This window comes from Pseudomonas sp. M5 (assembly GCF_016907075.1).
Classification (GTDB): domain Bacteria; phylum Pseudomonadota; class Gammaproteobacteria; order Pseudomonadales; family Pseudomonadaceae; genus Aquipseudomonas; species Aquipseudomonas putida_E.
Genome location: NZ_JAFBBH010000001.1, coordinates 645,658 through 668,794, shown reverse-complemented (window position 1 = coordinate 668,794; position 23,137 = coordinate 645,658). Strand labels below are relative to the sequence as shown.

At 63.0% G+C, this 23,137-nt stretch carries 24 protein-coding genes; 12 read left to right on the top strand and 12 right to left on the bottom strand.

Annotated elements, in window-relative coordinates:
* Positions 1-59: 59 nt before the first annotated feature.
* On the top strand, positions 60-1,640 hold the full coding sequence (locus JOE27_RS03145) for a sensor domain-containing diguanylate cyclase (protein ID WP_237858316.1): 1,581 nt from the start codon (positions 60-62) through the stop codon (positions 1,638-1,640).
* Here the strand turns inward: JOE27_RS03145 and ureG are convergent.
* From ureG to JOE27_RS03105, 8 genes are read right to left on the bottom strand one after another with little or no spacing between them, the layout of a single operon-like run.
* A complete protein-coding gene (ureG, locus tag JOE27_RS03140) occupies positions 1,603-2,226 on the bottom strand; it encodes an urease accessory protein UreG (RefSeq protein ID WP_119688944.1) in 624 nt (207 codons plus the stop codon). The two genes, JOE27_RS03145 and ureG, sit on opposite strands and share 38 nt — an antisense overlap.
* An 11-nt stretch (positions 2,227-2,237) precedes the next feature.
* Positions 2,238-2,912, bottom strand: coding sequence for an urease accessory UreF family protein (locus JOE27_RS03135; protein WP_046787699.1), 675 nt, complete (start codon positions 2,910-2,912; stop codon positions 2,238-2,240).
* Positions 2,912-3,457, bottom strand: a complete 546-nt coding sequence (locus JOE27_RS03130) for a HupE/UreJ family protein (RefSeq protein ID WP_046787700.1) — start codon at positions 3,455-3,457, stop codon at positions 2,912-2,914. The genes JOE27_RS03135 and JOE27_RS03130 overlap by 1 nt, the downstream gene beginning before the upstream one ends.
* A gap of 20 nt (positions 3,458-3,477) precedes the next feature.
* Positions 3,478-3,969 carry an urease accessory protein UreE gene (gene ureE / locus JOE27_RS03125; RefSeq protein ID WP_039602760.1) on the bottom strand — a complete coding sequence of 164 codons (492 nt, stop codon included), beginning with the start codon at positions 3,967-3,969 and terminating at the stop codon, positions 3,478-3,480.
* Positions 3,970-3,979: 10 nt separating this feature from the next.
* Positions 3,980-5,683, bottom strand: a complete 1,704-nt coding sequence (gene ureC / locus JOE27_RS03120; protein ID WP_012314277.1) for an urease subunit alpha — start codon at positions 5,681-5,683, stop codon at positions 3,980-3,982.
* Positions 5,680-5,997 (bottom strand): urease subunit beta, encoded by a 318-nt coding sequence (locus JOE27_RS03115; protein ID WP_039602758.1) that lies wholly within the window; start codon positions 5,995-5,997, stop codon positions 5,680-5,682. The genes ureC and JOE27_RS03115 overlap by 4 nt, the downstream gene beginning before the upstream one ends.
* A 19-nt stretch (positions 5,998-6,016) precedes the next feature.
* The gene (locus JOE27_RS03110; protein WP_046787702.1) at positions 6,017-6,319 is read right to left on the bottom strand and encodes an urease subunit gamma; all 303 of its coding nucleotides are present in this window, start codon (positions 6,317-6,319) and stop codon (positions 6,017-6,019) included.
* 9 nt (positions 6,320-6,328) lie between these two features.
* Positions 6,329-7,162: an urease accessory protein UreD gene (locus JOE27_RS03105; RefSeq protein WP_125923039.1), complete on the bottom strand. Its 834-nt coding sequence runs from the start codon at positions 7,160-7,162 to the stop codon at positions 6,329-6,331.
* Between the two features lie 329 nt (positions 7,163-7,491).
* On the opposite strand from JOE27_RS03105, the gene JOE27_RS03100 reads away from it, so the two are divergent.
* The 6 genes from JOE27_RS03100 to JOE27_RS03075 all read left to right on the top strand — a co-directional run bounded on the left by JOE27_RS03100 (position 7,492) and on the right by JOE27_RS03075 (position 13,415).
* Positions 7,492-7,869: a glyoxalase superfamily protein gene (locus tag JOE27_RS03100; protein ID WP_161871478.1), complete on the top strand. Its 378-nt coding sequence runs from the start codon at positions 7,492-7,494 to the stop codon at positions 7,867-7,869.
* The gene (locus JOE27_RS03095) at positions 7,866-8,225 is read left to right on the top strand and encodes a hypothetical protein (RefSeq protein WP_115275021.1); all 360 of its coding nucleotides are present in this window, start codon (positions 7,866-7,868) and stop codon (positions 8,223-8,225) included. The genes JOE27_RS03100 and JOE27_RS03095 overlap by 4 nt, the downstream gene beginning before the upstream one ends.
* Before the next feature lie 168 nt (positions 8,226-8,393).
* Positions 8,394-9,986: an ATP-binding cassette domain-containing protein gene (locus JOE27_RS03090; protein ID WP_204917833.1), complete on the top strand. Its 1,593-nt coding sequence runs from the start codon at positions 8,394-8,396 to the stop codon at positions 9,984-9,986.
* Between the two features lie 122 nt (positions 9,987-10,108).
* Positions 10,109-11,128 carry a branched-chain amino acid aminotransferase gene (locus JOE27_RS03085; protein ID WP_039602754.1) on the top strand — a complete coding sequence of 340 codons (1,020 nt, stop codon included), beginning with the start codon at positions 10,109-10,111 and terminating at the stop codon, positions 11,126-11,128.
* Positions 11,129-11,365: 237 nt separating this feature from the next.
* A complete protein-coding gene (locus tag JOE27_RS03080; protein WP_046787707.1) occupies positions 11,366-12,046 on the top strand; it encodes a response regulator transcription factor in 681 nt (226 codons plus the stop codon).
* Positions 12,024-13,415 carry a HAMP domain-containing sensor histidine kinase gene (locus JOE27_RS03075; protein ID WP_204917831.1) on the top strand — a complete coding sequence of 464 codons (1,392 nt, stop codon included), beginning with the start codon at positions 12,024-12,026 and terminating at the stop codon, positions 13,413-13,415. The genes JOE27_RS03080 and JOE27_RS03075 overlap by 23 nt, the downstream gene beginning before the upstream one ends.
* A gap of 605 nt (positions 13,416-14,020) precedes the next feature.
* On the opposite strand, the gene cysS is transcribed toward JOE27_RS03075, so the two are convergent.
* The gene (gene cysS / locus JOE27_RS03070) at positions 14,021-15,403 is read right to left on the bottom strand and encodes a cysteine--tRNA ligase (RefSeq protein ID WP_039603150.1); all 1,383 of its coding nucleotides are present in this window, start codon (positions 15,401-15,403) and stop codon (positions 14,021-14,023) included.
* Between the two features lie 9 nt (positions 15,404-15,412).
* Positions 15,413-17,116 carry a glutamine--tRNA ligase/YqeY domain fusion protein gene (locus tag JOE27_RS03065; protein ID WP_125923037.1) on the bottom strand — a complete coding sequence of 568 codons (1,704 nt, stop codon included), beginning with the start codon at positions 17,114-17,116 and terminating at the stop codon, positions 15,413-15,415.
* 249 nt (positions 17,117-17,365) lie between these two features.
* Between JOE27_RS03065 and JOE27_RS03060 the strand changes: the two genes are divergently transcribed.
* Both JOE27_RS03060 and JOE27_RS03055 read left to right on the top strand, forming a co-directional pair.
* Positions 17,366-17,866 carry a peptidylprolyl isomerase gene (locus JOE27_RS03060; protein ID WP_039603152.1) on the top strand — a complete coding sequence of 167 codons (501 nt, stop codon included), beginning with the start codon at positions 17,366-17,368 and terminating at the stop codon, positions 17,864-17,866.
* Positions 17,863-18,585, top strand: a complete 723-nt coding sequence (locus JOE27_RS03055; RefSeq protein WP_115275026.1) for a UDP-2,3-diacylglucosamine diphosphatase — start codon at positions 17,863-17,865, stop codon at positions 18,583-18,585. Before JOE27_RS03060 ends, JOE27_RS03055 begins: the two co-directional genes overlap by 4 nt.
* 118 nt (positions 18,586-18,703) lie before the next feature.
* Here the strand turns inward: JOE27_RS03055 and JOE27_RS03050 are convergent, their stop codons facing one another.
* Positions 18,704-20,995: an acylase gene (locus tag JOE27_RS03050; protein ID WP_204920609.1), complete on the bottom strand. Its 2,292-nt coding sequence runs from the start codon at positions 20,993-20,995 to the stop codon at positions 18,704-18,706.
* A 223-nt stretch (positions 20,996-21,218) separates the two neighbouring features.
* On the opposite strand from JOE27_RS03050, the gene JOE27_RS03045 reads away from it, so the two are divergent.
* Entirely contained in the window at positions 21,219-21,593 is a 375-nt protein-coding gene (locus tag JOE27_RS03045; RefSeq protein ID WP_115275028.1) for a fe2+ zn2+ uptake regulation protein, read from the top strand.
* A gap of 36 nt (positions 21,594-21,629) precedes the next feature.
* On the opposite strand, the gene JOE27_RS03040 is transcribed toward JOE27_RS03045, so the two are convergent.
* Positions 21,630-21,818, bottom strand: a complete 189-nt coding sequence (locus JOE27_RS03040) for a hypothetical protein (RefSeq protein WP_012314261.1) — start codon at positions 21,816-21,818, stop codon at positions 21,630-21,632.
* 151 nt (positions 21,819-21,969) lie between these two features.
* Here JOE27_RS03040 and JOE27_RS03035 point away from each other — a divergent pair, with 151 nt between their 5' ends.
* Both JOE27_RS03035 and JOE27_RS03030 read left to right on the top strand, forming a co-directional pair.
* Positions 21,970-22,428 carry a hypothetical protein gene (locus JOE27_RS03035; protein ID WP_046785436.1) on the top strand — a complete coding sequence of 153 codons (459 nt, stop codon included), beginning with the start codon at positions 21,970-21,972 and terminating at the stop codon, positions 22,426-22,428.
* A gap of 275 nt (positions 22,429-22,703) precedes the next feature.
* On the top strand, positions 22,704-23,084 hold the full coding sequence (locus JOE27_RS03030) for a transcriptional regulator (protein ID WP_115275031.1): 381 nt from the start codon (positions 22,704-22,706) through the stop codon (positions 23,082-23,084).
* The last annotated feature ends 53 nt before the right edge of the window (positions 23,085-23,137 follow it).

Genomic DNA, 23,137 nt, shown 5'->3' with positions numbered 1-23,137 from the left:
GGCCATACTTGAGCCCGTCGCCCTTGCATTACAGGCCCCCCATGCTCAAGCGCTTGCCCATGTTCCACCTACGAACCCTGGTTGTCGGCATTGTCGTGCTGGCGTGCCTGGCAACCCTGTGCAACACCCTCGCTGTCGCCTACCGGGTGCAGCACCGCGCCTTGGTAGACCTTGAGCTGAAGGCCAACCAAGCCTATGCGAGCAAACTGGCATCGGATATCAACGAGTTCCTGCGCTCGGCACACAACCACCTGTCCTACACCGCCGGGCAACTGGACGGTGGCCTGGACGACATGACCATGCTGAAAAAGGAAGCCAAGCGCCTGCAGGTGCAGGACAAGGACTTCAACTCCATCGTCATCGTCAACGCCCAAGGTCAGGTGCTGGTGGCTTATCCGAACATTGAACAGGTCACCAGCCACCACCAGCACTCCGGTGAAATCCGCCAAGCCGTGCAAGCCCGTCAGCCGTGGGTCAGTTCCGCCTACACCTCGCGGGGGGGCGAACTGGTGATATTCGTTTCGCAGCCGGTCTTTGCCGCCGATGGCCGTTACCTGGGCATTGTCGGCGGTTCGGTGTTCCTCAAGAAAGAAAGCGCACTGCATACGTTGATTGGCCTGCACTACCAGCAGGACGGTACCTTCGCTTTCGTCGCCGACGCCAATCGACGCCTGCTGCACCACCCCGACCATGCGCGCATTGGCACCCAGGTCAGCAGCAGCCCGACGATCAGCGCGGCCTTGCGTGGCGAGGCAGGCACCCTTGAAGTGCCCAACTATATCGGCGTTCCCATGCTCGCAGGCTTTGCCCCGGTGCCTGAAGCGCACTGGGCAGTGGTGGTCCAGACACCGCGGGATCTGGCCTTGGCACCACTGGGCGAAATGACCCGCAAGGTGCTGCTTTATATCCTGCCGGTCAGCATTATCGGCTTGCTGTTGATGCTATGGATGACCTACCGCCTGACCTTGCCGTTACGCCAACTGGCACACAGCGCCAGTCACCTGTCCGCCACCCAGACCGGCGAACAGCTGCGCCGTATCGACGCGTGGTACGTAGAGGTCGCAGCCATCCGCCGCGCCTTGCTGACAGGCGAGCAATTGCTGCAGGAAAAATTCGGCAAGCTGCGCCAGCAGGCTCAGAGTGATGCCCTCACCGGCCTTGCCAACCGGCGTGCCATGCAGCTGGCGCTGGATGCCTTGATGCAAAGCTCTAGAGCATTCGCCGTGCTGGCCCTGGACATCGACCACTTCAAACGGGTCAACGACACCTTTGGCCACGATGCTGGCGACGAGGTGCTCAAGCACCTCGCCGAGCTGCTGCGTCACAATTCACGCCAGGATGACCTGCCCTGCCGGGTCGGCGGCGAGGAATTCACCATGCTGCTGCCGGACACTGGCCTGGCCGATGCCCGGCGCATTGCCGAACGGATCCGCAGCGCAGTCGAACAGGCTGACTCACCCCATGTGGGCAAGCTTAGCGTGTCGATTGGCGTAGCCTGCCGCCGGCCCGATACACAACAGGCCGACAGCGTGCTCAAGCAAGCCGACGAGCAGCTATACAAGGCCAAGCACAGCGGCCGCAACCGCGTCGAAGTGCTTGACCTCAGCCCCTCACCCCCAGCATCCCCCGCTCCACGATGAAATCGATCACCGCCTGCAGGCCCTCGCCTTTCTTCAGGTTGCTGAAAGTCCAAGGGCGCTCCGGGCGCATACGCTGTGTATCGCGCTCCATCACCTCCAGCGAGGCGCCGACGTAGGGCGCAAGGTCGGTCTTGTTGATCACCAGGAAATCGGACTTGGTGATGCCGGGGCCGCCCTTGCGCGGGATCTTCTCGCCTTCGGCGACATCGATCACGTAGATGGTCAGGTCGGCCAGCTCTGGGCTGAAGGTAGCACTAAGGTTATCGCCACCGCTCTCCACGAAGATCACTTCAAGGTTGCCGAACTTGCGTGCCAGCGCTTCCACTGCTGCAAGGTTCATCGAGGCATCCTCGCGAATGGCGGTGTGCGGGCAGCCACCGGTTTCGACGCCAACGATGCGCTCGGGCTCCAGGGCGCCAGCCTCGGTGAGGATGCGCTGGTCTTCCTTGGTGTAGATGTCGTTGGTGACCACGGCGATCTGGTAGTGATCACGCATGGCTTTGCACAGGCATTCGAGCAGCGCGGTCTTGCCGGAGCCGACCGGGCCGCCGACGCCGACGCGCAGGGGTTGCTGATAGCTTTGCATTAAGGCAGTCCTCAAGAACGGAACAAACGGGTGTATTGGGTTTCGTGACGCGATGATGCAATGGCCAATAGCGGCAGGCCGCCACCGAGCTGGTCGTCGCCAAGCGCCAGGGCCTGGTCGATGACGCCGGGCAGTATCTCGCCCAGGTCGCGCAGCAGGGTCTGGGCCGCCTGCTGGCCGAAGGGCACCAGTTTGACCCCAGCCATGACCGCGCCCTCCAGCCAGGCGAAGGCATGCCCGAGGGCAAGCTGGCGCAACGGGATCGACCAGTGCACGGCCAGCCAGGCCATGCCGCCCAACTGGCTGAGCTCAAGGCTTGGGCGCCAGGCCGGGGCCTGGCCCAGCTGCCAGCCATCGAGCAAGCGTGCCAGGGCCGCGCCACGCTGCTGCTCTTCCAGGCGCAGCTCGGCGGTTTCGCGGTTGGCCAGCAGAAAGCGGCTCCAGCGCGCAAACGCGTCGGCATCATCGGCCTTGCACGCGTGGTACAGGCGCGCCAGCACCGGCCAGTCCAGGTAAGCGAGGGTGTCGTGCATCTGCTCGCGCTGCCAGGCACTGAAGCTTTTGATGTCACGCACCCAGCCCGCCTCGACGGCCCATTCAAGGCCTTGCGAGTAGGTAAAGCCACCCACCGGCAAGCCGGGGCTGGCCAGCTGCAACAAGCGCAGCAGTGCCAGATCGCTGTTCATCAACCGGCCAGCACAACAGCGGCGCCGGCAAGCATGCCGCCGCCAAAGGCTTTCTGCAGGGCGCTATGGCGGCGCAGCAGGCAACCGACAGCGAAGCCCACTACCAGCAGCAAGCCGCTCACGGTGACGAAACCGGCGCTGAACAGCCAGAAGGCGCTGGGTGTGGCTTCCACGCCGTGGGCCCAGCCATGGAACAGGGCAAACACCGGCATGGCCAGCGCCAGCAGCAACTGCCGGCTAGGCAGCAGTACGGCAACGCCAGCCACCAGCACCGACACGGCGATCATGGTTTCCATACCCAGCACATCACCGAACAGGTGGCCGCATAGCGCACCAGCGAACATTGCTGCCAGGGTTGCCAGCGGCAAGGCCAGGTTGCGCCGGGTCAAGGCCGCCAGCACGCCAGTCCCCAACAGCATCAACAAGTGGTCAAGGCCGGTCAGCGGATGCAGCAGGCCATCGTGCAGCGGGTTGCTGTCATGGCCCGGGTGGGCGAAGGCCGGCAGCGCAACCAGCAGCAGGGCAAGGGCGAGCGTTTTTTTCATTGTGGGCTCCAAGGGGCAGTTCAGGAGTGGGCTGGCAGGCGCACGAAGGGGTGATCATGCGCATGGCTGTGGCTGTGGCTATGCGGTGCGCTCTGGTAGGCACCGGCTTCCGGCTCGAACGGCGCCTGCTCGGCCTCGACCGTCAGGCCCAGGCCGCGCAGCATGTCGTCGAGTACGTGGTCGTGCTGGTAACGCAGCAGGCCCGGCTCGATCTGCAGGGGGACGTGGCGGTTGCCCAGATGGTACGCGGCACGCGCCAGCAGGTGCGGGTCGCTGCAGCGCACGGTCGATACTGCCTCGGGCGCTGCGAGTACGCGCACCACCTGGCTGCCGGCGGCGTCGGCCAGCAGTTCGCCACCGCGCAGCAGGTGGCCGCGTTCGAGCATCAGGCCGGCCTCGCGGCCATCGTCGAGGGTTACGCGCAGGCGGCTCTTGATACGGCTGTCGACGTCCAGGGTAACGGTGCCGGTGATAGTGTCGGATGCATCGATCCGGCGGTTCAGGACAATCATCTTCGCTCCTTCAGAACAGGAAATAACGCTGGGCCAGCGGCAGTTCGCTGGCCGGCTCGCAAACCAGCAGTTCGCCGTCGGCGCGCACCTGGTAGGTCTGCGAATCGACTTCGATCACCGGTTGCAAGGTGTTGTGGACCATGTCGGCCTTGCGCACCCGGCGGCAGCCGTGGGCCACACCGATCAGGCTCTGCAAACCCAGTTCCTGGGCCAGGCCACGGTCCATGGCGGCCTGGGGCAGGAAGGTCATGCGCGTGGCATGGCGGGCCGCACCGAGCGCGCCGAACATGGGCCGGTAATGCACTGGCTGTGGCGTCGGGATCGAGCCATTGATGTCGCCCATGGGCGCTGTGACGATCATCCCGCCCTTGATGACCAGCGCCGGCTTGACCGCGAAGAAAGCCGGCGACCACAGCACCAGGTCAGCCAGCTTGCCCACCTCCACCGAACCCACCTCATGGGCGATACCATGGGTGAGCGCAGGGTTGAGGGTGTATTTGGCGATGTAGCGCTTGACCCGGAAGTTGTCGCTGTAGCTGCTGTCCGGCGCCAGCGGGCCGCGGCGCACTTTCATCTGGTGGGCGACTTGCCAGGTGCGCAGCACCACCTCGCCGACGCGGCCCATGGCCTGGGAGTCGGACGAGGTCATGGCGAATGCGCCCATGTCGTGCAGGATGTCCTCGGCGGCGATGGTTTCACGGCGGATGCGTGATTCGGCGAACGCCACGTCCTCGGCGATGCTCGGGTCCAGGTGGTGGCAGACCATCAGCATGTCGAGGTGTTCATCAACGGTGTTGACCGTATAGGGCAGGGTCGGGTTGGTCGAGGACGGCAGCACGTTGGCCTGCCCCGCCGCGCGAATGATGTCGGGTGCATGGCCGCCGCCGGCCCCTTCGGTGTGGAAGGTATGGATGGTGCGATCACCGATGGCGGCCAGGGTGTCTTCAATGCAACCGGATTCGTTGAGGGTATCGGTGTGGATCGCCACCTGGATGTCCATTTCCTCGGCGACGCTCAGGCAGCAGTCGATGGCTGCCGGGGTAGACCCCCAATCCTCGTGCAGCTTCAGGCCCACCGCGCCTGCAGCGATCTGCTCGCGCAGCGCTTCAGGTCGCGAAGCATTGCCCTTGCCCAGCAGGCCGATGTTGATCGGCAGGCTGTCGGCCGCCTGGAGCATGCGCGCAAGGTACCAGGGCCCCGGGGTGCAGGTGGTGGCGTTGGTACCGGTGGCCGGCCCGGTGCCGCCGCCGATGAACGTGGTGACGCCACTGGTCAGCGCCTCTTCCACCTGTTGCGGGCAGATGAAGTGAATGTGCGAATCGATGCCCCCGGCGGTGACGATCTTGCCTTCGGCCGCGATCACTTCGGTGCCCGGGCCGACCGGCACGGTGACGCCCGGTTGCACGTCAGGGTTGCCGGCCTTGCCGATGGCAGCGATGCGCCCGTGCTTGACGCCGATATCGGCTTTCACGATGCCCCAGTGGTCGATGATCAGGGCGTTGGTCAGCACCAGGTCCATGGCCTGGGCTGCAAGCATCTGGCCCTGCCCCATGCCGTCGCGGATGACCTTGCCACCGCCGAACTTGACCTCTTCGCCGTAAACCGTGAAGTCCTTCTCGACCTCCACCCACAGGGCAGTGTCGGCCAGGCGCACGCGGTCGCCAACGGTAGGGCCGAACATGTCGGCATAGGCCCGACGCGAAATGCGGCTCATGCCTGGCCCTCCAGTGCGCCCATCACTTTGCCCTGAAAGCCATACACCTCGCGCTTGCCGGCGTAGGCTACCAATTGCACGGTACGCGCCTGGCCCGGCTCGAAGCGCACGGCAGTGCCGGCCGGGATGTCGAGGCGAAAGCCGCGGCTAGGCTCGCGGTCGAACACCAGTGCCTCGTTGACCTCGTAAAAATGGTAATGAGAGCCCACCTGCACCGGCCGGTCGCCATGATTGGCCACTTTGACACTGACCGTTGCACGGCCGACGTTGAGTTCGATGTCGCCGGCGGCGACCTGGATTTCACCTGGGATCATGCTGGGCTCCTCGGCCAGGTCAGACGATGGGGTCATGTACGGTCACCAGCTTGGTACCGTCAGGGAAGGTGGCTTCGACCTGCACGTCATGGAGCATCTCGGGAACACCGTCCATGACCTGATCGCGGCCGATCACTTCGCGGCCCAGGCTCATCAGCTCGGCTACCGTGCGGCCATCACGGGCGCCTTCGAGCACGGCGGCACTGATCAGCGCCACCGCCTCCGGGTAGTTGAGCTTCAGGCCACGGGCCAGGCGCCGTTCCGCCAACAGTGCGGCGGTGAACAGCAGCAGTTTGTCTTTCTCTCTCGGGGTCAGCTCCATGGCGCTCTCTCAGGTGGCCCAGATGCGCGGCGGGCACGCCGGCAGGCCGAGAACGGCCGGCCGCAGCACGTGCCAGAGGCGCTGCAGGGTGTGTTGCAGATGTTGGTTGTCGTGGTCCAGCAGGCGAATCACCAGCAGCGAACCCAGCAAGGTGGCGCCGGCGGGCGTTTTCAGTTCCTCGAGCAGAGGCCGCACCCTTTCCAGCACGGATGGGTCTGCCGGGGACGCACAGAAGGTAGCGAGCAACGGGTGGCCGCCGAGCTTGTCGAGCTGGCCACCGGTGATGCGCAGGCGTTCGCACAAGCCAGGGTCATCGGGCAACTCGATGCTCAGACGGCTGTCCAGCGCGCCCTGATCGAATCGCTCGCCCATCACCGGGCGGCCCAGGCACAGCGTTTCCCAAGCCAGCAGGCGGGCACCGGGCTCAAGGGTGAAGCGGCTGTCGAGGCTGGCGCGAGCACCGGAAAAGAAAATGCTGTCCTGGGGCAGCCACTCCAGGGTGCTGCCCGCTTGCAGATGGAAACGTTGGGTCAGCCACGCGGTTGGGCCGATACTTCGATAAAACTTGCTGGCGCCGGGCATGGTCAGCAATGCATGGCTGCCAGGCTCTAGCTGAATATCCAGCTCCAGGCGGTCACCGGCAACGATGCCCCCTGGCGGGTGCAGCACATAGACGTGGCACGGCGCACCTTCCGGGTAGAACGGTCGCTGCACCAAAAGCGGGCCGAAATGTCGGCGCGCACCAAGACGAGTCACACCACCACGCTCGACAAAGCGCAACTGCAGGTGGGCACTCCAGCCTGCATCCTGTTCAGATTGTTCGACGCGCTCGGCCAGCAACATCCTATAGCCCCTGATATCCACGGCCTGGCGGCCGTTAAAAGGATCACCGCCGCGCACTGACGTGCTGCAGGCTTGCCCACTCGATCAAATTCGATTGGCTGGGATATAGCAGTTTGCGGGCCAACTACGCAGGTGAAGCCACATGAAACATATTGCGCGAGGCTCTGGCGTGGGGCATGCCGGGTCATGACGCACGACACGAGGGCACTCACCAGCCCTGTTTCGGTGCTCGAATCAGCCAGGGTATTGCGCCGCGAACAAGACAGTCCGCCGTGACAATCAGTAGACTGGCAATCCACTTGAGTACCGCCCACGGCCAAGGAACAGCCATGCCTCTCGCCCCTGCCATCCCCATCCTGCGCATTTTCTCGGTCGAAAAGGCCAAGGAGTTCTACCTCGATTTCCTCGGCTTCACCCTGGACTGGGAGCACCGCTTCAGCCCGGACCTGCCTTTGTATGCGCAAATCCACCGCGAAGGCCTGGTCCTGCACCTGAGCGAGCATCACGGCGACGCGTGCCCAGGCTCGACGGTGTTTGCCCGTACCGACGAACTGCTGGCGCTGGAACGTGAACTGCTCGACAAACAGTATGGTTACGCCCGCCCTCAGGCCGAGCGTGTCGACTGGGGCCTGCAGATGCAGATACGTGACCCGTTCGGTAACCTGTTGCGTTTCTGCCAGCAGATCGATGACGAGGCCGCGCAATGAAAGCATTGGGCAAACGCGAATTGGCGCGCCTTGAGCGTGAACTGGTGGCGTGCCTGACCGACGCCTGCGAAACGGCCAAGGCGCAAATCGTCGGGTTCAGCTGGCTGACACATCGCCTGGACCCTGATCAGTTCCCTGCCAGCTTGCGCATTACCTGGGTATTCGAGCGCGAGGTGGACAAGGCCGCAGCGCTGGCGAGTGATGCGAAGGCACACATGCTCAAACTGACAGCCCAGGCGCTCGACGAGGCAGGTATAAGGCTGGATCACCCGGCATGGCATGTGCGCTTCGACAGTGAAGAAGCCTGCGAACGAAGCCACGCAGGCGACTGGAACAAGCGCTTGCAGGGGCGTTGAGGCCAACAGGCGAGCGGTGATTTACCTCCCCTCGCCTTTGCGCTAGGCTCTTGCATCTCACTACAGGAGGTATTCGTCCAATGCGCCATTGATGCCGCCGTCCCTTCGACGGCCAGCCTTCAGCCTCTGGTTTGCTCCGGAGATGTCGCGGCATGAGTGGAGTTGTGCATGACGAATACGTCGTTCCTGACGCTGGACAGCGTCTCCCTGTTTTTGCCCAATGGCAAGCCACTGTTTACCAACCTCAACGCGTGCTTTGACCAACGCCCGACCGGCATGGTCGGGCGTAATGGCGTGGGCAAAAGCCTGCTCGGGCAGATACTCGCCGGCCAGCGTTTGCCCAGCAGCGGCCGTTGCTCGCGCCATGGCAGGGTTCATCACCTGGGCCAGCAAGTGATCCGGCACAGTACCACCGTCGCCGATCTAGCCCAGGTCGGGCAGGTGATCGCTGCGTTGCAAAGTATCGAAAAAGGCAGCATCGACCTTTACGATTTCGACACTGTGGGCGATCAATGGGACATTCGTGAGCGGCTGCACATCCTGCTGGATCGCCACGGCCTGGGTCACCTCACCCCCGATTACCCCGCTGCCGAGCTCAGCGGCGGCCAGGCTATGCGCGTCGCCCTGCTCGGTGCCTGGCTCAGCGATAGCGATTACCTGATCCTGGACGAGCCCAGCAACCACCTGGACAGCGAAGGCCGCGCTCAGCTTATGGCCATGATCACGGCTTGGGACCGGGGCTTGCTGGTTATCAGCCATGACCGTGGCTTGCTCGAACACATGTCGCGCATCGTCGAACTGTCGAGCCTTGGCTTGCAGGCATTTGGGGGTCCTTACAGCTTCTATGCCAAGCGCAAGGCCGAACAACGCGAACAGGCTCAGCAACAACTGGTCCGCGCAAAGCATGAGCGCCAGCTCACCGCCAAAACGTTGCACGAACAACGGGAGCGCCTTGAGCGCCACCAGTCACGTGCCAGCCACCACGCCAAGCACGCCAACCAGGCCAAGATACTCATCGACCGCCAGCAGCAACGTAGCCAGGTCACGGCTGGCAAACAGCGTCGCGATCACCACGATGCCCTGCAGGCCCTGCAAACGCAGGTGCAGCAAGCGGCGCGCCAGGTAGAGCGGGACAGCGCGATCATTCTTCATGCGCCGACACCTCAATCGCACCCTGGTCGCGAAGTGCTGGCACTGCAGGGGCTTGTGCTGCCGCGCGGCAGTACCGAGCCGATCGACCTGCGCCTTTGCCTGGGCCAACGGCTCGGACTGGTCGGTACCAACGGTAGTGGTAAGTCAACACTCTTTCAGGTGCTGTGCGAAGGGCTGCCCTTCCAGGCCGGCCGCGTTCGGATGAGCGGCGAAGTCGCGATGCTCGACCAGCACTGCAGTTCACTACCCGGGCAGCAGACCGTTCTGGCACACCTGCGCGAGGCTAACCCGACGCTGCCATCCGGCGTTCTGCGCATACGGCTCGCTCAACTGGGCCTCGATGCCGCACGCATCGAGCTGCCCAGCAGTTTGCTCAGCGGCGGCGAGCGGCTCAAGGCAGCGCTGGCTGGTGTGCTTTATCGCAAACGCGGCGTGGACCTGCTGTTGCTCGATGAGCCCGGCAACCATCTGGACCTGCCGTCGCTTGAAGCGCTGGAGGCCATGCTACGGCAGTTTCAGGGGGCGATGCTGGTGGCTTCCCATGATCCAGTGTTTCTCCAGCAACTGGCGCTGGACGCTTACCTGCACCTGCCATCGGCGTCACCATGAGCCAGATAGCCGCCAATTCGTGACTGGCCGTTCCCGATCCGCAGCGGATGTATTATCGTGACGAGGTGCGCATATAACAGCAGCCCGAGCGATCGGGCACTTGCAAGACAATCGAGGGTGTCATGAGTAACGAAAGCATTAACTGGGACAAGCTGGGTTTCGACTACATCAAGACCGACAAGCGCTACCTGTCCGTATGGCGCAATGGTGAGTGGGACAAAGGCACCCTGACCGAAGACAACGTGCTGCACATCAGTGAAGGCTCCACTGCCCTGCACTATGGCCAGCAATGCTTCGAAGGCCTGAAGGCCTACCGCTGCAAGGACGGCTCGATCAACCTGTTCCGCCCTGACCAGAACGCCGCCCGCATGCAGCGCAGCTGCGCCCGCCTGCTGATGCCGCACGTGCCGACCGATGTGTTCATCGAGGCCTGCAAGCAAGTGGTCAAGGCCAACGAGAAATTCGTCCCGCCACACGGCAAGGGTGCCCTTTACCTGCGCCCATTCGTGATCGGCACCGGCGACAACATCGGCGTGCGCACCGCCCCCGAGTTCATCTTCTCGGTATTCGCCATCCCGGTTGGCTCGTACTTCAAAGGCGGCATGAAGCCGCACAACTTCCAGATTTCCAGCTTCGACCGCGCCGCCCCGCAAGGCACCGGCGCCGCCAAGGTCGGCGGCAACTATGCAGCCAGCCTGCAGCCAGGCGCTGAAGCCAAGAAGGCCAACTTCGCCGACGCCATCTACCTCGATCCGCTGACCCACACCAAGATCGAGGAAGTTGGTTCGGCCAACTTCTTCGGCATCACCGCCAACAATGAATTCATCACGCCGAAATCGGCCTCGGTACTGCCAGGCATCACCCGCCTGTCGCTGATGGAACTGGCGTCCTCGCGCCTGGGCCTGACCGTGATCGAAGGCGACGTTGAAATCAACAAGCTCGACCGCTTCATCGAAGCCGGTGCCTGCGGTACCGCCGCGGTGATCACCCCGATCGGTGGCATCGAGTACAACGGCAAGCTGCACGTGTTCCACGACCTGGAAAAGGTGGGCCCGGTCACCCAGAAGCTCTACAACGAGCTGACAGGTATCCAGAGTGGCGACGTCGAAGCGCCGGCGGGCTGGATCGTCAAGGTCGCCTGAGCCATCGCGCCACGCTGAACCACGGGGCATGTCAGACGCTGGCATGCCCCTTTTTTTGGCTGAGCGTTCCGGCCCCATCGCCGGCAAGCCGGCCCACAGGGATTGCGTCATCTTTAGACGTTGAGCAAGACAGTTTGCCCCGCAGCAAACGAACTGCAGCCAGATGAATTTTTCTTAAATTCCCGGCAGTCTATTCTTTGGCACAATCAAGCCTCCACTAGACGCCCAGGAACCAGCATGCCACGCGTACTGACCATCGAAGACGACGCCGTCACCGGCCAGGAAATCGTCGCCGAACTCACCAGCCACGGTCTGGAAGTGGATTGGGCTGACAATGGCCGTGAAGGCCTGGCCAAGGCCATCGGCGGCGGCTACGACCTGATCACCCTGGACCGCATGCTGCCAGAGGTCGATGGCCTGACCATCGTCACCACCCTGCGCAACCTGAAAATCGCAACGCCCATCCTGATGATCAGCGCGCTGTCCGACGTCGATGAGCGTGTGCGAGGCCTGCGTGCCGGTGGCGACGACTACCTGACCAAGCCATTCGCCTCCGACGAGATGGCCGCACGGGTGGAAGTGCTGTTGCGGCGCAATAGCGTGCCGATGACCCAGACCCGACTGCAGGTCGCCGACCTGCAACTGGACCTGATCAGCCATGAGGCCCGCCGCGGCGAACAGACGCTCAACCTGCTGCCCACCGAGTACAAGCTGCTGGAGTACCTGATGCGCCATAGCGGCCAGGTGATCACGCGGATGATGATCTTCGAGGAAGTCTGGGGCTACCACTTCGACCCTGGCACCAACCTGATCGATGTGCATATCGGCCGCCTGCGCAAGAAGATCGATGCCCCCGGGCAGTCGCCGCTGATCCGTACCGTACGGGGCTCCGGCTATGCCATTGCTGAACCCGTCTAAGGGCTGGAGCTCCTCGACCAGCCGCCTGCTGGCGCTGTACAGCTTCCTCTTCGTGGCCTGGAGCAGCATCCTCATGGGGGTGCTGTACTTCGAGGTGTCCAGCTACCTGAACAAGCTGACCCGCCACTCCATGCTGCAGCGCCAGCACCTGTTCGCGCACATGAGCGGCAAGCAGCTGGACGACGCGCTGATCGCCAGCCAGGCGTTCGAGGAGCGCGCCTTTGATGCCTACGGCCTGTTCGACGCCCAGCTCAACCCGATCGGCGGGCGTATCCGTGCAATTCCGCCGGAACTCGGGCTGGACGGCAAGGTGCATGAACTCGAGCGGTGCCTGGACGCCGATGACCCGCACATGCCGCGTGACAGCTGCGACGCGGTGGCAATCAAGGTTCAGGACGGCCGCTGGCTGGTACTGCTGCGCGACAATGGCTCATTGTTCGTGGTGACGCGCATCATCCTGCACGCCTTGCTATGGGGCATATCGCTGACACTTATCCCTGGCTTCGCCGGCTGGTACCTGCTGCGCCGCAGGCCTTTGAAACGCATTCGGGCCATACAGGCGCAGGCTGAACTGATTGTCGCCGGCGACCTCACCCACCGCCTGCCGCTGTCGGCCCGGCGCGACGAGCTGGACATGCTGGCCGCCATCGTCAACGCCATGCTTGACCGGATAGAACGGCTGATGCATGAGGTCAAGGGCGTGTGCGACAACATTGCCCACGACCTGCGCACACCACTCACCCGCCTGCGTGCACAGCTGTACCGCATCCGCCAGCAAACCGGGCTGGACTCCGCACAAGCCGAGGCACTGGACCAGGCCATCGGCGAAACCGATACCCTGATGGCACGTTTTCGCGGCCTGTTGCGCATCAGTGAACTGGAGGATCGCCAGCGCCGCGCTGGCTTCGTTCAGCTGGCCCCGCGTGAGCTGCTGGTGGAGTTGCATGATTTCTACCTGCCCCTGGCCGAAGATGGCGGTATTCGCCTGCAGCTGCAACAGCCTGAGCACTTGCCGGCGCTGCATGGGGACCGCGAGTTGCTGTTCGAAGCGCTGGCCAACCTGGTGGGCAATGCCATCAAGTTCACGCCAGAAGGTGGCCAGGTGGCCATTACGGCTACGCAGGACGAAGCAGGCGTGCATATCGCTATCGAGGACAGTGGGCCTGGGATTGCGGAAGAAGAGCGCACTGCCGTGCTGAAGCGCTTTTATCGCAGCGAGGAAGGCCACCGCCACCCCGGGTTCGGGCTGGGTTTGTCGATCGTTGCGGCGATCGTCGACCTGCATGGGTTTGGGCTGGAGGTGGGTGACAGTGAGCTGGGTGGGGCTAAGCTGGTGTTGCATTGCCCGTTGCCGGGGTTGCCCAGGTAAAAGCGGGGGCTGCTATGCAGCCCATCGCCGGCAAGCCGGCTCCCACCACGACAGCACAACCTTCAAGCCCTGCGCAATACCTTTCGCCGGCTTGCCGGCTCTCACTACGACCGCGCAACCTTCAAGCCCTGCGCAATACCTGTCGCCGGCTTGCCGGCTCTCACCACGACAGTGCAACCTTCAAGCCCTGCGCAATACCTGTCGCCGGCTTGCCGGCTCTCACCACGACAGTGCAACCTTCAAGCCCTGCGCAATACCTGTCGCCGGCTTGCCGGCTCTCACCACGACAGTGCAACCTTCAAGCCCTGCGCAATACCTGTCGCCGGCTTGCCGGCTCTCACTACGACAGCACAACCTTCAAGCCCTGCGCAATACCTGTCGCCGGCAAGCCGGCTCCCACCACGACAGCACAACCTTCAAGCCCTGCGCAATACCTGTCGCCGGCTTGCCGGCTCTCACTACGACAGTGCAACCTTCAAGCCCTGCGCAATACCTGTCGCCGGCTTGCCGGCTCTCACTACGACAGCACAACCTTCAAGCCCTGCGCAATACCTGTGGGAGCCGGCTTGCCGGCGATGGGGCCGCAAAGCGGCCCCTTCACATCATCAGTCAGCCAGACGCCAGGTGGTCGCGCCCTTGCTATCCTCCAGCACCACGCCCATGGCGGTCAGCTGGTCGCGGATACGGTCGGATTCTGCCCAGTTCTTATCGGCACGCGCCTGCAGGCGCGCCTGGATCAGTGCTTCCACTTCAGCCGCATCGACCTTGCCCTCGGCCCCTGCACGCAGGAAGTCATCGGCCTCCAGCTGCAGTACACCCAGCACATCACCCAGCTCACGCAGGCGACCGGCCAGGCCGGCAGCCGCATCCGGGTCGCTGTCGCGCAGGCGGTTGATTTCGCGCACCAGGTCGAACAGCACGGCGCAGGCTTCGGGGGTGCCGAAGTCGTCGTTCATCGCCACGCTGAAGCGCTCGACGAATGCCTCACCACCCTTGGCCGCCACACGTGGCAAGCCACGCAGCGCGTGATAGAAGCGCTCCAGGGCACCCTTGGCATCACGCAGGCTGTCTTCGGAGTAGTTGATGGCACTGCGGTAGTGGCTGGCCACCAGCAGGTAGCGCACCACCTCCGGGTGATACACATCGAGCACGTCACGGATGGTGAAGAAGTTGTTCAATGACTTGGACATCTTCTCGCCATTGATGCGGATCATGCCGCAGTGCATCCAGGCGTTGGCGTACTGCTTGCCGGTCGCCGCTTCGCTCTGGGCGATTTCGTTCTCGTGGTGCGGGAACTCCAGGTCGCTGCCGCCACCGTGGATGTCGAAGCTCTCGCCCAGGCAGCAGGTGGACATCACCGAGCACTCGATGTGCCAGCCCGGACGGCCTGGGCCCCAGGGCGAATCCCAGTACGGTTCGCCCGGCTTGACGCCCTTCCACAGCACGAAGTCGAGCGGGTCCTGCTTGGCCTCGTCGACCTCGATGCGGGCACCGATGCGCAGGTCCTCGATCTTCTTGCGCGACAGCTTGCCGTAGCCGACGAACTTGCCGACCCGGTAGTACACGTCGCCATTGCCCGGCGCGTAGGCGTAGCCCTTGTCGATCAGGGTCTGGATCATCGCGTGCATGCCGGCGATATGGTCGGTGGCACGCGGTTCCTGGTCCGGTTTGAGGATGTTCAGGCGCCGTTCGTCCTCATGCATCGCATCGATCATGCGGGCCGTCAGCGCGTCGAACGTTTCGCCGTTCTCGTTGGCCCGGTTGATGATCTTGTCGTCGATGTCGGTGATATTGCGCACGTAGGTCAGCTCATAGCCGCTCTTGCGCAGCCAGCGGGTGACCAGGTCGAAGGCCACCATGCTGCGGCCATGGCCCAGGTGGCAATAGTCGTACACGGTCATGCCGCACACATACATGCGCACCTTGTTGCCATCGAGCGGCTTGAAGACTTCCTTGGTTTTGCTCAGCGTGTTGTAAATGGTAAGCACGGTGGTTCCTTAGCTGCCCCAGGAGTCACGCAGGGTGACGGTGCGGTTGAACACCGGGCGGCCCGGCTGGCTGTCCTTGAGGTCGGCGCAGAAGTAGCCTTCGCGCTCGAACTGGAAGCGGTCTTCAGGCTGCGCCTGGCCCAGCGACGGCTCGGCACGGCAGCCGGTCAGCACTTGCAGCGAGTCCGGGTTGATGTTGTCGAGGAAGCTGGCGCCCTCCTCGGCCTTTTCCGGGTTCGGCGAGCGGAACAGGCGATCGTACAGGCGCACTTCGCATTCGACACTGGCGTCTGCCGGCACCCAGTGGATCACGCCCTTGACCTTGCGGCCCTCGGGGTTCTTGCCCAGTGTGTCCGGGTCGTAGGAGCAGCGCAGCTCGACGATGTTGCCCTCGGCGTCCTTTACCGCTTCGTCGGCGCGGATCACGTAGCTGCCGCGCAGGCGCACCTCACCGGCCGGTTCCAGGCGCTTGTAGCCCTTTGGCGGTTCTTCCATGAAGTCGTCGCGGTCGATGTACAGTTCGCGGGCGAAGGGCAGTACGCGTACGCCCATGTCTTCCTTGGGATGGCGCGGCAGTTCGAGCTGCTCGACCTGGCCTTCAGGGTAGTTGGTGATGACCACTTTCAGCGGGCGCAGTACGCACATGGCCCGAGGCGCGGTGCGGTCGAGGTCGTCACGGATGCTGAATTCGAGCATCGACATGTCGACAACACCGTCGGAGCGGTTGGTACCGACCATCTCGCAGAAGTTGCGGATCGAGGCCGGGGTGTAACCGCGACGACGGAAGCCCGACAGGGTCGACATGCGCGGATCGTCCCAGGCGCTGACGTGCTTCTCGTCGACCAGCTGCTTGAGCTTGCGCTTGGAGGTGATGGTGTAGTTCAGGTTCAGGCGGCTGAACTCGTACTGACGCGGGTGCGCCGGTACCGGCAGGTTGTCGAGGAACCAGTCGTACAGCGGCCGATGGCCTTCGAACTCCAGGGTGCAGATCGAGTGGGTGATGCCTTCGATGGCATCGGACTGACCATGGGTGAAGTCGTAGTTGGGGTAGATGCACCACTTGTCACCGGTCTGGTGGTGGTGGGCATGACGGATGCGGTACAGGATCGGGTCGCGCAGGTTCATGTTCGGCGAGGCCATGTCGATCTTGGCACGCAGCACGCGCTCGCCATCCTTGAACTCGCCGGCCTTCATGCGTGCGAACAGGTCGAGGTTCTCTTCAACGCTGCGCTCACGGAACGGGCTGTTCTGGCCTGGCTCGGTCAGGCTGCCACGGTAGGCCTTGGCCTGATCTGGGGTCAGGTCACAGACATAGGCCTTGCCACGCTTGATCAGTTCAACGGCCCAGTCGTGCAACTGGTCGAAGTAGTTCGAGGCATAACGCACGTCGCCGGCCCAGTCGAAGCCCAGCCATTTGACGTCGCGCTGAATGGCATCGATGTACTCCTGGTCTTCCTTGGCCGGGTTGGTGTCGTCGAAGCGCAGGTGACAGACGCCGCCGAACTCCTTGGCCAGGCCGAAGTTGACGCAGATCGACTTGGCATGGCCGATGTGCAGGTAGCCATTGGGCTCCGGCGGAAAACGAGTGACGATGCTGCTGTGCTTGCCCGAGTCCAGGTCGGCCTGGATGATCGGCCGCAGGAAGTTCGCAGGGACGGCGGGGGCGCCTTTGGCAGCGGCGTTGGGCGCGTTGTCGGCAGTGGGCTTGCTCATAGGATCCTTGAATGCACGTGTCCGGCCTGGGTAGGCCGATTGAATCAAAGGGCCTATCATAGCCGAAGCAGTCAAGCTGCTGACAGCCAGGCTCGGACAAACTGCCGTGATTTTATCGCAGCTTTTTGTCGCGGCCTGGCAAAATGGCCAGTGCGCGCCATGTGTCGCGGTCGCCCGATCCTGCGTCAGGTGACTACAGGCGCACTGCGCACCCTAATTCCCGAATGCCTTGAAAGAGCGAATTCCAGCATGTCCAAAGTCAAACTGACCACCAACCACGGCGTTATCGTCCTGCAACTGGACGCCGAGAAAGCGCCGCTCACCACGGAAAACTTCGTTCAGTACGTCAAGGACGGTCACTACGATGGCACCGTGTTCCACCGTGTGATCAAGGGTTTCATGATCCAGGGCGGCGGCTTCGAGCCGGGCATGAGCCAGAAGAAAACCCGCGCCAGCATCCAGAACGAAGCTGACAACGGCCTGAAGAACACCAAGTACAGCATCGCCATGGCCCGCACCATGGAGCCGCACTCCGCCTCGGCCCAGTTCTTCATCAACGCCTCCGACAACGACTTCCTCAACCACAGCGGCAAGAACACCCAGGGCTGGGGCTACGCGGTATTCGGCGAAGTGACCGAAGGCCGTGAAATCGTCGACGCCATCGAAAAGGTCGCCACCGGTTCCAAGGCTGGCCACCAGGACGTACCAAAAGACGACGTGATCATCGAGAAAGCCGAGATCGTTGAGTGATACTGCTGATCTCTGATCTGCATCTGCAAGAAGAACGCCCGGACATTACCCGGGCGTTTCTTGATCTGCTCGACGGCCGCGCACGCCATGCCAAGGCGCTGTACATCCTCGGCGACTTCTTCGAAGCCTGGATCGGCGACGATGCCATGACGCCGTTCCAGCAGTCGATCTGCCAGGCCGTGCGCCAGCTGAGCGACAGCGGCACCGCCGTGTACCTGATGCACGGCAACCGTGACTTCCTGATTGGCGAGGCTTTCTGCAAGGCCGCCGGCTGCACCCTGCTGGCCGACCCCAGCGTGATCAGCCTGGGCGGCGAGCAGGTTTTGCTGATGCATGGCGACACCCTGTGCACCCGCGACATCGGTTACATGAAAATGCGCCGTTATCTGCGCAACCCGTTGAGCCTGTGGATTCTGCGGCACTTGCCGCTTGCCACCCGGCAAAAGCTGGCGCGCAAGCTGCGTAACGAAAGCCGTGCACAAACGCGCATGAAGGCCACCGAAATTGTCGATGTCACACCAGAAGAAGTACCAGCGGTGATGGCGGCACATGGCGTGAAAACGCTGGTGCATGGCCACACTCACCGGCCGGCGATCCACAAGCTGGTGGTGAACGGGGAGCCTGCCCGGCGCATCGTGCTGGGCGATTGGGACCGTCGCGGCTGGACCCTGCAGGTGGATGCGCAGGGCTTTCAGCTGGAGCCGTTCGAGTTTTCCTGAAACTGATAGCTTCGCCATACCGGCCTCATCGCCGGCAAGCCGGCGCCTACAGGTACGCCACTATCCTTGATACCTGTGGGCCGGTTTGCCGGCGATGAGGCCGGTACAGGTTTGTAACTTAAGGCTGGCTCGCCACTGCCCCCTTGTCCCGCTCACTGATCACATACTGCCGATACTCGGGGTCAGCCTTGATTTGCGCCTCGGTGAACGGGATGTGCGCCAACTGCTTGGCCGAGAACGCTTTGGTCTGGTCGCTCGCATGCGCCGATGCGGCTTCGCTGGACTGCGAGAAGGCCAACAACCCGCGCGCCTGGGGCCCCTTATCGGTGAAGCTGACCAGTTGCAAGTAACTGGTGCCACTGACCACCAGCCGCTTGCCCGGCCCATGCGGGACGCTGTAGATCGCGTTATACACCCCCAAGCCCTGCGGGCCGCCCGGCACCGGTGTGCCATCGGCCGCCTGCTGGATCTGCCCCCAACGGCTGTCTTCAGCAACGCCGGCTTTGGCTACCTGCTGCAGTGAGGCCAGCGCCGCTTCGCGCAGCAACTTGCGCACCGCCGCCTGCTCCACTGCCAACCCACGCGGCGTGTGTTGCGGGTCTGCCGGGTCGAAGGCCACACGCCAGCTTTGCGGATACCTGGCCAAGGCGTCGACGATGTTCTGGAAGTGCACCAGGCCAATGCCGCTGTTCAGGTCAGCCTTGCCATCCCAGCTCGCCAGGCTCGTACACAGTGCCTGCAAATCGGCCTCAGCGCCTTTGCACCATTGCAACAAGTCTGGAAGCACCAGGCTGGCCAGGTAGACCTCGTCATCCATCACCATACGCTGCAGGTCCTCCATGCCCAGCTTGGCCTTGCCTTGCAGGCGCTCCAGCGCGAAGCGCCCGCGCATGCCCAAGGGCTGGTCGCTGCGGCTGATCAGCGGCGAGTACCCCGTCAAAGGCTGGGCGGGGTTGGTCATCCATGCCGGATCGTTGGAGCTTTGCACGAAATCGTTGCGCGCAAGGCTGGGCAACAGATGCGCCGGGAAGATGCCAGGCTGCGCTGCCTGTGCATCGACCTTCCACTGGCAGGCGCTGCGCGAACCGCCGAGCACCACCAGCGGCCCTTGCGCCGCCGGGTTGCTGCACTGGCTCAGCATCTGCTGGTCCACATAAGGCACCACCGACTGGTTAAGGTACAACGCTTGGCCACCGGCATCGACGGCCAAGGTATTGACCCAGGGGATGCCCTGCAACTGCTCGACCGAGCCCTTCAGTGCCGCCAGGCTATCGGCCCGGTTGATGCGATACCACTGCTGCAGCACGCGGGTATTTTCCAGATTGGCGTCGCGCAGGCTGTAGGCCGCTTTGCTGTCCCAGTCCAGGCGCCCTGGCCACTGCACCACGGGCCCGAAGCTCGAACTATAGACCTGGCGCTGCACCTGGCTCAGCGTGCCATCCTCAGCCTTGACCGTGACACTCACAGCCTGGCGCGTCAGCGGCAGGGACTTGCCATCGAGCAGGTAGCGGGTCGGATCCTTGGGGTCCAGTTGCAGTCGATAGAGGGTGAAGTGTTTGGACGTATCGACCGTGTGGGTCCAGGCCAGGTGACGGTTGAAACCGATGTTCACTACCGGCAAGCCAGGCAGTGCGGCGCCCATGACGTCCAGTCGGCCAGGGATGGTCAGTTGCATCTGGTAGAAGCGCATCCCGCCCATCCAGGGGAAATGCGGGTTGGCCAGCAACAGCCCGCGGCCGTTGGCCGAACGCTCCGCACCCACTGCAACGGCGTTGCTGCCGCGCTCCGAAGCGAAGCGCTGCTGCTGGGCAAGTGCCTCGCCAAACGTGGGCGCTGCCTGCTGGCTCGCCAACTGCGGCGGCCGGGCAGCCGCCAGCGCTTCGGCGAACTGGCCCAACCCACCCTCAGCCAGCAGACGGCGGGTCAGCTTGACCAGGTCCAGGCTGGTGATCGGCCGCAACCACTGACCATCCCCGCACTCTGCCGGCAGCCCTTGGCTACGACGCTCGGCCAAGGCGCGGTTGAAACCACTGGCATAGCCCTCCAGCAAATCACGCACCTGAGCAGGTTGGGCCTGCAGGAAGCTGTTGACCGCAGTCGGCGTATTGAACCAGGTGAAGAACAGGTCGCTGGTCAGGTTATCGCGCTGCTCGAGGGTTTTGCCCTGCGCGCCAAAAAAGCGCGAACGTTCACCGTTGACCGTCAGCACTTCATTGGCCAGCAGGCACAGATTGTCTTGGCCATAGGCATAACCGATGCCGTAACCCAGGCCGCGCTCATCCTTGGCCACGATATGCGGCACGCCGAAACTGGTACGGCGAATTTGCGCAGTGGCATCAGACTTGGGTTCCAACGCCTGCGCGGCCATGCTGGAGACAACCAGCGCGGCCGCAAGGCCAGCGCAGGTCATGGGACGTGAAATTGAGAGCACGGGCACTCCTCGGCTTCTGGGATCATTCCCAATCAGACGAACGCCCACATGAAAATTTTACGCACAAGGAGAAACAGATTCGTCTTCATGAGACCGGCAGAGAATCTTTTTTTTGCGCAAAGGCTGCAGATTCTCCGTTCTCATTCGTCCTAGTAAGTGAGGCACCCATATTTCGGGAAAGTCCACGAAAAGGAGCATTCACATGTACAACCCGCAATCCTCACTTCAGACCGGGCGAACCCCGGCCAAAGCGGCCAATGGACAGGACGCCTGCGGGGAAGAGCGTGTCGGCAACGAACAGATCCGCGAGTTGCTGCGCACCTATGGGCTGCGTACCAGCCTGATTCGTCTCAAAGTGATCGACGCCCTGCACAGCGCCGGCCGCTCCGGCCGCAGCATTGGCGTGCGCGGTGTGCACGCGCATCTGGAACAACTGGATATTCCGCTGTCGTTTCTCAGTGTGCGGGAGGTGCTCAAGCGGCTGTGCGCAGAGGGCGTGATCAACCTGGGCAACGACAAGTGCTACAGCCTCAACCCGCAAGCGCGCGCCGTGCTCGAGCAACCCTCTGCACGCTGAGCGCATGGCCGGCCATACCTGGCCGGCCGGTACGGGTCAGGGCTTGACCTTGCGCCGCAGGATCCCGTTGATCACGACCACCACTACCGCAATGGCGATGGCCAGCAGCTGGAAAGTCTGTTCACTGATGGTGCCCTGTTTTTGCAGATGTGACAGGCCCAGCATGAGGCCCAGCACCACCAGGATGATAAGAATCGAATATTTGAGGCGCTGCACGTGTGTCATCGATAGTTCCTTGCAACATCGGGGGCAAATGGCTCGCAACGAGCCGGGGCAATGATACAACGCCCATGGCTTTCGGCGCTGCATTTCCTGCTTAGCGTGGCACCTCAAGCCTGAAAGCATTGGCCTCCCTACCGCCCATGCTGGAGGCTCCATGCTCAAGCCCGCCCTGCTCATTCTGTTGTTACTGCCCTCTCTCCCCACCCACGCCCTGGATATCCGCCAGATACCACCTGAGCAATTGCTCAAAATGGGCCGCGAACTGGCGGACTACGCCGGCAGCAACCAATGGCAACAGTTATGGCATCGAACAAGGGCAGCCGGGCACCTGCTCGCAAGGCCCGGCCACGCCCATTTCACAATCGAGCAGCCGCAGTTGCCAAGGCTCGCCTACGAAACCTTGGCCAACGCCGGACAAGTCGAAGCAGTGGGCAAGACCCTTGCGCTCTATCGCCGATCCTTCCCCGGTAAAGTGCTGGGCCGGCACGATAAGCAATCTCTCAGTGCTCTCTGCCTCGTGGTCGACTGGCGCAGTCTGCCTCAAACAATGGCCGATTGGCCCCACGCCTACCTGCGCAACGTGAGCTTGATGCATGTTTACCCCTGCGGTTGAGGGTACTGGCACCCAGTTGCCTCACGGAAAAGTGCCCCCCTGAGTATCAACGGCTGTAGGGCAACGCCAGAGCGATGTCCTACAACACGCGAAATCGTTGCCTTCAAATCTTGCTCCCCGAGGCTACAACAGCTGGACCACTTGGCGCCTAGCGACGTTATTCGTCACTCACTGACAATCCTCTCACGCCAACGACAGAACGCCGATGGTAATCGCTGACCCGCCATTGCGGCTCATCAAAGCATCGCGCCCCATCTACCGCGAGGGAGCACCACATGGAATTGCCAGATCTCACAGCCATCGACATCAGCCTTCTGCCGCACTCGTTGCAGTCACTGATCGAATGTATCGGCATAGAAAACGCCTACCAACTGACCTGCGCCTTCGGCGGAAGGCCCAAATACATCCCCAAGCATCGTGAGCGCACCAAGCTCGCCGACGTGCTCCCTGGCGAAGCTCTGGACGCCCTGATCAAGCGGTTTGCCGGTGTAGCACTGGAAATCCCCAAGCCAGACCACTTCCTGCGGCAGTTGCGCAACCTGCAAATCCAGAAAGAAAGCGCTGAAGGGCTGTCACGCAGCCTGCTGGCCGACAAGTACGGCCTGAGCCTGCGCCAGATCGGCAATATCCGTCGCCAGGAGCCTTGCACGCGCTGACGACCCCCACCCGGCCGCATTGACGGCCGTATTTGCATCATCCAACAGAGAAA

Excerpts from the sequence above, each read along its gene's own strand:
- JOE27_RS03145 (WP_237858316.1), top strand. The coding sequence starts at position 60 with ATGTTCCACCTACGAACCCTGGTTGTCGGCATTGTCGTGCTGGCGTGC.
- ureG (WP_119688944.1), bottom strand. The coding sequence starts at position 2,226 with ATGCAAAGCTATCAGCAACCCCTGCGCGTCGGCGTCGGCGGCCCGGTC.
- JOE27_RS03135 (WP_046787699.1), bottom strand. The coding sequence starts at position 2,912 with ATGAACAGCGATCTGGCACTGCTGCGCTTGTTGCAGCTGGCCAGCCCC.
- JOE27_RS03130 (WP_046787700.1), bottom strand. The coding sequence starts at position 3,457 with ATGAAAAAAACGCTCGCCCTTGCCCTGCTGCTGGTTGCGCTGCCGGCC.
- ureE (WP_039602760.1), bottom strand. The coding sequence starts at position 3,969 with ATGATTGTCCTGAACCGCCGGATCGATGCATCCGACACTATCACCGGC.
- ureC (WP_012314277.1), bottom strand. The coding sequence starts at position 5,683 with ATGAGCCGCATTTCGCGTCGGGCCTATGCCGACATGTTCGGCCCTACC.
- JOE27_RS03115 (WP_039602758.1), bottom strand. The coding sequence starts at position 5,997 with ATGATCCCAGGTGAAATCCAGGTCGCCGCCGGCGACATCGAACTCAAC.
- JOE27_RS03110 (WP_046787702.1), bottom strand. The coding sequence starts at position 6,319 with ATGGAGCTGACCCCGAGAGAGAAAGACAAACTGCTGCTGTTCACCGCC.
- JOE27_RS03105 (WP_125923039.1), bottom strand. The coding sequence starts at position 7,162 with ATGTTGCTGGCCGAGCGCGTCGAACAATCTGAACAGGATGCAGGCTGG.
- JOE27_RS03100 (WP_161871478.1), top strand. The coding sequence starts at position 7,492 with ATGCCTCTCGCCCCTGCCATCCCCATCCTGCGCATTTTCTCGGTCGAA.
- JOE27_RS03095 (WP_115275021.1), top strand. The coding sequence starts at position 7,866 with ATGAAAGCATTGGGCAAACGCGAATTGGCGCGCCTTGAGCGTGAACTG.
- JOE27_RS03090 (WP_204917833.1), top strand. The coding sequence starts at position 8,394 with ATGACGAATACGTCGTTCCTGACGCTGGACAGCGTCTCCCTGTTTTTG.
- JOE27_RS03085 (WP_039602754.1), top strand. The coding sequence starts at position 10,109 with ATGAGTAACGAAAGCATTAACTGGGACAAGCTGGGTTTCGACTACATC.
- JOE27_RS03080 (WP_046787707.1), top strand. The coding sequence starts at position 11,366 with ATGCCACGCGTACTGACCATCGAAGACGACGCCGTCACCGGCCAGGAA.
- JOE27_RS03075 (WP_204917831.1), top strand. The coding sequence starts at position 12,024 with ATGCCATTGCTGAACCCGTCTAAGGGCTGGAGCTCCTCGACCAGCCGC.
- JOE27_RS03065 (WP_125923037.1), bottom strand. The coding sequence starts at position 17,116 with ATGAGCAAGCCCACTGCCGACAACGCGCCCAACGCCGCTGCCAAAGGC.
- JOE27_RS03060 (WP_039603152.1), top strand. The coding sequence starts at position 17,366 with ATGTCCAAAGTCAAACTGACCACCAACCACGGCGTTATCGTCCTGCAA.
- JOE27_RS03050 (WP_204920609.1), bottom strand. The coding sequence starts at position 20,995 with ATGACCTGCGCTGGCCTTGCGGCCGCGCTGGTTGTCTCCAGCATGGCC.
- JOE27_RS03045 (WP_115275028.1), top strand. The coding sequence starts at position 21,219 with ATGTACAACCCGCAATCCTCACTTCAGACCGGGCGAACCCCGGCCAAA.
- JOE27_RS03040 (WP_012314261.1), bottom strand. The coding sequence starts at position 21,818 with ATGACACACGTGCAGCGCCTCAAATATTCGATTCTTATCATCCTGGTG.
- JOE27_RS03035 (WP_046785436.1), top strand. The coding sequence starts at position 21,970 with ATGCTCAAGCCCGCCCTGCTCATTCTGTTGTTACTGCCCTCTCTCCCC.
- JOE27_RS03030 (WP_115275031.1), top strand. The coding sequence starts at position 22,704 with ATGGAATTGCCAGATCTCACAGCCATCGACATCAGCCTTCTGCCGCAC.